The sequence below is a fragment of the Rhodococcus sp. T7 genome (genome assembly GCF_009872365.1).
GTDB lineage: Bacteria > Actinomycetota > Actinomycetes > Mycobacteriales > Mycobacteriaceae > Rhodococcus_F.
Genome location: NZ_WXYH01000118.1, coordinates 1 through 6,562, shown reverse-complemented (window position 1 = coordinate 6,562; position 6,562 = coordinate 1). Strand labels below are relative to the sequence as shown.

Sequence of the window (6,562 nt, the reverse complement as noted above, 5' to 3'; positions counted from 1 at the left end):
GAACAACGACTCATCGCGTCGTCTACGCTGTCAGTCGCCGCATGAAATCCGGTGTCCACTCCCGAGGGGCAACCTCATACCATCGGTCTCACCGTTCTTGGCTGGTGTTGCGACTACGATCGGCAAGTCGGCCGGGTGATATCTCTCGATCGTGCTTGTTTGCCGCCGCGGCAGCCACCCACAAGTCCGCGACTGTCCTGCACAGGTTCTCCCCCGCGACGGCGTCATCATATAGCCTGTAATGCCGTGACGCGCCCACCGGGAAGTCAGACTCGTGTACTGCCTTTCGGTGAGAACGGAAGCAAATTCTGCCTGCTGACCGTGATCGGCGGAAGATCCCTCTGTCGACGGGATAGATCAACGCGTACAAGGTTGACTGGTCGAAAGCCAGGAGTGGAGGAATCCCAGCCTTCATCCAAAGCCTGACGGGTGAAGTTCACTCTCACTTCCGAAATGGATCCATCGCTGCCCTTCTTCGGTAGCTCAATGAAATCGTCCGGACTATGTTGAGAGAGTTCTGCACTGGCCCGTTGACCGTATCCAGAATCATCGTCGGGGAGAACACGCTGATGCTGCCCGACTGTCCGGTGTACCGACGGCGCGCGACATCCCATAGGGAGGAGACCGCGCGTTGGATCAACAGAGCCACACCCAAGTCCTGATCCGGGAGAGTGCCGGTGGCGCTGACAAACCATTCTGGGCCCGACCGTGACCCGGGCCGCTCGGGTTTGTGCAGATACGTCAGCATCGATCCCGACGAAATCGGAATACGATCGCCACCACCCGGAGGTTCAACCTCGAAGCGGGTGCTCGGGGTTGACTGTGCTCGAGCCGTGCTTCGCAGCGTTGTAGATGAAGGACTCCGACAAGAATCGCTCAGCGCAAAAGAGAAGAAGGCTGGTCAGCGCCTCCACCGACGCCTCGAACTGGTCGTCGGTAAGGCGTACTGCGGCACCCCTCGGGTCGGTGCCGCCCATGAAGACTGTAGCGACGTTGTCCCGCTTCACACCGTGATGTGCGACCTTGAGGCACTTGTCCTTGAACTCACCCGGCGTCCGAGACGACGCGATACCCACCCAGGGGCAATGAGGGTAAGCGACGTGCGCGAAGTACATCCTCAGGAGTGTTTCCGCGGAGTGATGCAGGATCACAACAGCTTCGGACCTGACGTAGCGGACTCGCGCATCCTCGTCCGGCGGCTGCATCGCGCCGAATTCCGCAATGCCCACACGGCGGGCAGAGCCGAACGCAGGCGCTAGGGCCGAGTCGTCACACAGCGTCAGTGACAACGACTCGATACGCATGCGCAAGTACTCAGCGGGATCCCCGGTATAGAAGGTTGCGTTCAGCTCAGAGAACTGTTCTGAGGCCAGCCCTGCGCGTGGTTGTTGTGCAGCGCCATTCTTTCGACTGCGCCGGGACCTTCCCAAGATTCCTTACCGCCTCTGCCCACGCCTCAAAAAGCCATTAGTGGAGTCACGATATCGGAGCACGCCGGAGTCCACGTCGTCGCACGTCTCATCGATTCCTCGCGGCACATCTACCGTTCGAAGCTGCAACCGCCCGTTGCGCGAGCTAAAGGTCAGCGGCCAGGTCACGCGGTATCCCGAAGCCGCGATCGTCCCCTCACTGCAGAGCTGCAAGCAGTTTGTCCAAGCAGATTCTGCAAGCAGTACGTTTGATTCTGCGCGAGGCATCCTCACCCCAGCCGCCCCCCTTGGGAAAAGTGCATCGACTTCCACAACAGGGTTGGGCGGGGCCACGTGTGCCGCGCGAGGATGACGCTAGTCCTGCTCTTCTTCCTCCTCCGCACCATGCGAGTCCATCAAAGCGGGGGGCCAGACGTCCGGCAAAACATTCTGCGGCTTTCTTTTTCTCATCTCGTATGGAATTTGGGCACTCCAGTCAAATTCTACGTTCGCCCACACTTCCGGCCGTTCAAACGATGCGGGGCCGTTGAAAATGGCCCACCCGAAAGTTATGCGTCCGCCAATGAATCTTGCCTCATGAAACGTGGTTCCACTCACGCTATTGAACTCCGTACCACCAAACTTTGCCCTTGTGTCACCGAACGTCGATTTATCAAACGAAGTTTGATCTCCATTGAACTTCGCATACCCGAAGCGCGTCGCTTCTGCGCGAAACTCGGCGGCATTGAAATCAGTGAGTCCGCCCGAAAATTCTGCATTTTTGAACGTCGTATTCTTTCCTCGAAATTTGGCCTGGTCAAATGAGACTGCTTCTCCATCGAACGTTGATCGATCGAACGACGTCATCTCGCTCTCGAAGGTGGCTTCGACGAACCATGTTCTTTTGCTGAGCAGCTTAGCGCCGGTGAACAGCGTGTTTTTACTCTCGAACCGAGCGCTATCGAAGGCTGTATCCTCACCCTCGAACTCGCAATCCGTGAAGTTTGTGATGCCGCCCGTGAACTCGACTCGATCGAATCTGTTGTACCTGCTTCCGAACTTTGCGCCAGAGAATTTGTTATTGGGGCCGTGAAACTTCGCATCGTCAAATATTGTGAGGCCGCTGCAGAATCGAGCCTCACCGAAAGTGGCTGAAGCCGTGAAAGTCGCATGCTCAAATCGGGCAGATGCTCCAAGGAACTGTGCGCGTTCGAAGCGAGCAGGTTTGTTGAAAATTGCGTAAGAGAAGTCCGCGTTGTCGAGGTGCGCGCCAGTGAAGTCGAAGTCGAGATCGCTCCAGTTGCCCTTACCATTAGCTTTTAAGTGAGCAGCGATCGTGCGAATGATGCTCTGACGTACTTCTCGGTCGTCCTGGCGGTATTCATAGTGTTCTTCGACGACGCGGTCTGTAAGACTGATGCGGATTATTCTGTTCGTTTGATTCTGACCGCGCCCCTGTGCTTGTGCGTAGGGCGCGCGGACGTAGCTGCACAGGACGTTGATGCAAGCTTGCGCCTCGGACTTATCCCCGCGTGCCAGCCAGTCGTTGGCAAGAGCTTCCATTGCGTAGACGCCAGCAGTACGAACGGCGGAGGCCGGGTCCGCGAGTTGGCCGGCGATGGTGGTAAATCTGTCACGCAGACTGCGAGTGACTTCGAGGTCATGAGAGGTTCCGAAGTGTATCTCGGCCTGTTTTCGTGTTTTATTTCCGTTCCTATATACGAGATATCCGGATCCGAGGACAGCAAGGCTCGCGAGGAGGGTGGCCCATGGTTGAGTCAGCAATCCGGGTGTCGGAGATGCCGCTTCGAGGAAGCTCTTCAAGTCTTCGAGTGTGACGGGGATCGTCGGGGACGATGGAATCTCAGCAGGTGGCAGAGGTTCGGCCGGGATCTCCGGCGGAGCTGGAGGCTCGGTCGGCTGCAACTGGGTGAGCAGAATGGGCGGCACAGTTCATTCTCGCCTGGCGCTTCGTCTTATCCGTGGAGGCTGAGCGAGTGTCCAGCCATACTGAGTGCGACGGGCGCGACAGCAGTCGTCGTTGCCAGCTCAGCCCGATACCTGGATGGGTTTGCGAATTGATACGTAGGAGCTGTCAGGTAAGGCGAGGTCGCCGAACTCATCGGTGTCGCTGCGCCAGGTCAGCGAAAGCAATGAGTCTTCGATGATGTCCGGCTCGGGATCGGTGTCTACGACGACCCATTCGTCGATGTCCTCCATCAGCAATAGGTCGCCGAGTGCGACATCGGCGGCGCGAACATCGCGGACCGGCCCGTACTGGTCCTCGTAGGTGTCAGGTGAATCCTCCGGTATGTCGAAGACCTCGGCTCCGCCGTCCGCCGGTATCTCTGGTTCGGTTGCTGCTGACTCTTTGACCAGGGCTAGTCGAGCGCGTGAGGACTCCGCCCGAGCGGCGGAGGATTCACCGAGTTGTGGAGCAGAGAGCTGGTCTAAGAACGAGGCGGCATCGGTGGCGCCGGCGGCTGTCGGGGTGCGGTAGTCGTCGAGCTCTACCGCTGCTTCGTTGGTGGGCTCGGCGCGGCCCCCGAGTAGCCCGAGGAGCGCCGTCGGTGACGCGAGACGCCGATCGGTTTCGTGGGTCATCTTCGCTCTTCTTAGCACCGGATCGAGGTCGGGTCGGTCGGTGGCCAGTACCCATTCGGCTTCGATGTAGTCGAAGTATGTCAGCGGTGCCGGTTCTGACGTGTCGTCGGTGGCGTCGATGTCCGGAAGTTCGTCCGGTGGGACGATCAGCAATCGTGGATGGCGTGTTATCGGGGGTCGGAGGGTGTCGAGCAGATCGGACTCGAAGGTGCCGGCTCGCGTCTTGCGTGGGTCGGGTACGCGGTAGCACTGGATCTCGATGGGCTGATAGTTGTCGGTGACGGTGGTGCCGCGGCCGCGGCACTTGCGGGGCACGCTGGTACCGATCGTCGGTGATTGCCACATCATGAGTGCCCCTTGTGGTGAGAGCCGGCCCATGGAGATGCGCATGGCGAAGTTGTCACGCATGTCGCCGAGGAAGTACTGCGCGTCGGGACGCTGAGTTCCGAAGACTAGATGCACTCGCGAGGTTCGGGCCTTGCGTGCCATCGACGCGAGCATGTTGAGCACCGGCGGCTGTCGGGCGCCACCTTTCGGTTTAACCCTGGAGTACCAATCTTCGACGTTGCCGCGGAACTCGGCCCATTCGTCGAGAAAGACCAGTACTGGTTCGAAGTCCGCTTCTGTCGCCTCGCCGGTAACGATCTTCTGGTAGCGGAACTCCATGAGATCGCGGGCGCGGTGGACCAACGCCACTTGCTGCTCGATGGTTGTAGCGACGACTTGTACGTTGGGCCAGTCCTGGAATCCCAGGAATTCGACGTACTTGCCGTCGAGGACCCAGATCGGCCATCCACGTCGCGAGAAGTTGACCAACAGATTGTGTGCGGTCACGGTCTTACCGCTTCCGGGTGGGCCGATCAGCATCAGGTTCGGGTCGATCGCCGGCCGCCACACAACCTCGTTGCCGTCTTCGTCGATTCCGTACGGAATTTCCACCGAGTCGTAGCTGGCCATGAGGTCGGCACCGGGGTCGAGGTCCGGTGCCGGCAACCAGACACTGTCCGGGAATGCTGTGCGTTGCTCGAATCGAACCCAATCCGTTTCAAGGTTCCACCGTGCTCGCCAGCGACCGGGCAATGTCGCGCTCATTCCTCGTTCGACGCGGGTCCGGTAGCCATCCGATTCCAGTTTCGGACCAAGTTCGTGACGTACTTCCATTGAGGTCACTTCGCCGGTTTCGGCGGCGACGTCGATCACGGTTACGGTCGCGGTCGGGCCCAACAGTTGGGCGATGATCCTCTTCGCGCGCACAACCTGGTCGCTGTCGGAAACTTCTCGTTCCGGCTCGGCAGCGGGCGTGAAGATCAGGCGCCGGCGGGCGGGGTCGTGCTTGTCGAGTTCGAAGAAACCCCACCCTTGATCTTCGAAGACCCCGCAGATATCAGCGAGCCACGTCTCGTCATTCAGTGCCTGTGTGGAGTCGTAGTGCACGGTGAGTTTCCTCGGAAGTCCCGGCCATCCACTGCTCCATTTCGATGTCGACAGCACTGCCCGGGTGGCCTCCGGCAGCCCCACGATCGGACACAGTCTTTCGATCACTTCGTCGACGTCGACATCGCGAAGCTGGTTACGTTTGCCGGCTAATCCGGCGTAGAGGGCAGCGATCGACAAGCTCGCCGCGGCGGGCATCGCGAGGGCGCTGTATCCGAACAGCGGAGCGGCGGCGCTGGCACCGACCGCGGTCGTTCCCAAGCAGAAACTGTCGCGGAGCCAGGTGTGCGGCCGCGGCGGCAAGGAACTGATTCGGGGAGAGCGTGCGAACCGCGCACCACTTTGCTGCGGAGGTGTTGTTGTCATCGCCAGGCCTCGCCGTCACAAGTCGGCGAGGAGATTACGAGCGTGCCGGCACTGACGCCGCGATCGCCTTCCGCTCGCCAATTCGTACTTCCTGATCCTGACTCGGCGTATCCAACTGCCGATCGGTGCCGCGGCAACCTTGCGTTCGCAGATCGCTGATCAGTTCGCATTTCCACGCTGCTCCCTCCTGCGCGAGCGAGCACACAACCTCGCCGCTGATTGATCTCTCCTACTCGGAGGAAGATCCCGGTAAGGGAGCTTGTGTGACACGCGCTGCCAAGTTTCCTGGTCCGTGCTCGCTCCAAATCTGGAAGTTGTGCGCTCATCGCCTCATATCGGAGTCCTCTGGGAGGCGTCCCATCCTCATCCCATTGACCAGACCTTGCGCCACCGCAATGCTGTTACGGCAATCGCCGTGTCCCGACTCAACGAAACCGATGCGGGAACGATCCTGTTCTACGATGCATCAGATTGGCGGCGTGACCTCGTCGCGCGTGGCTTAACCAATCGGATGCACACGGAACGGCGGCCTGTTGTCGCGATCCTCTCGATAAGGCAGCACGCGCTGTCGGAGCGCTGACCAGGGAACTCCGCATCAGATTCACTACACCGGGCATCAGATTGACCGACGCCGGCATCAGATTCGCCGAGTCGGCATCAGATTCGCCGAGTTGTAGGTTCCCGCCTAAAAGTTCGACTTTCGTGGTCTGTCCTGGGGGTTTGTGGTCGGTTCTCATCAACTGTTCGAC

At 59.7% G+C, this 6,562-nt stretch carries 3 protein-coding genes; all 3 read right to left on the bottom strand.

Annotated features, from left to right (window positions below):
- Window positions 1-791: 791 nt before the first annotated feature.
- Window positions 792-1,304, bottom strand: a complete 513-nt coding sequence (locus tag MLGJGCBP_RS14835) for a hypothetical protein (protein ID WP_012686756.1) — start codon at window positions 1,302-1,304, stop codon at window positions 792-794.
- 480 nt (window positions 1,305-1,784) lie between these two features.
- A complete protein-coding gene (locus tag MLGJGCBP_RS14830; RefSeq protein WP_012686755.1) occupies window positions 1,785-3,359 on the bottom strand; it encodes a pentapeptide repeat-containing protein in 1,575 nt (524 codons plus the stop codon).
- A 99-nt stretch (window positions 3,360-3,458) separates the two neighbouring features.
- Window positions 3,459-5,708, bottom strand: a complete 2,250-nt coding sequence (locus MLGJGCBP_RS14825; protein ID WP_236581096.1) for an FtsK/SpoIIIE domain-containing protein — start codon at window positions 5,706-5,708, stop codon at window positions 3,459-3,461.
- Between the last annotated feature and the right edge of the window lie 854 nt (window positions 5,709-6,562).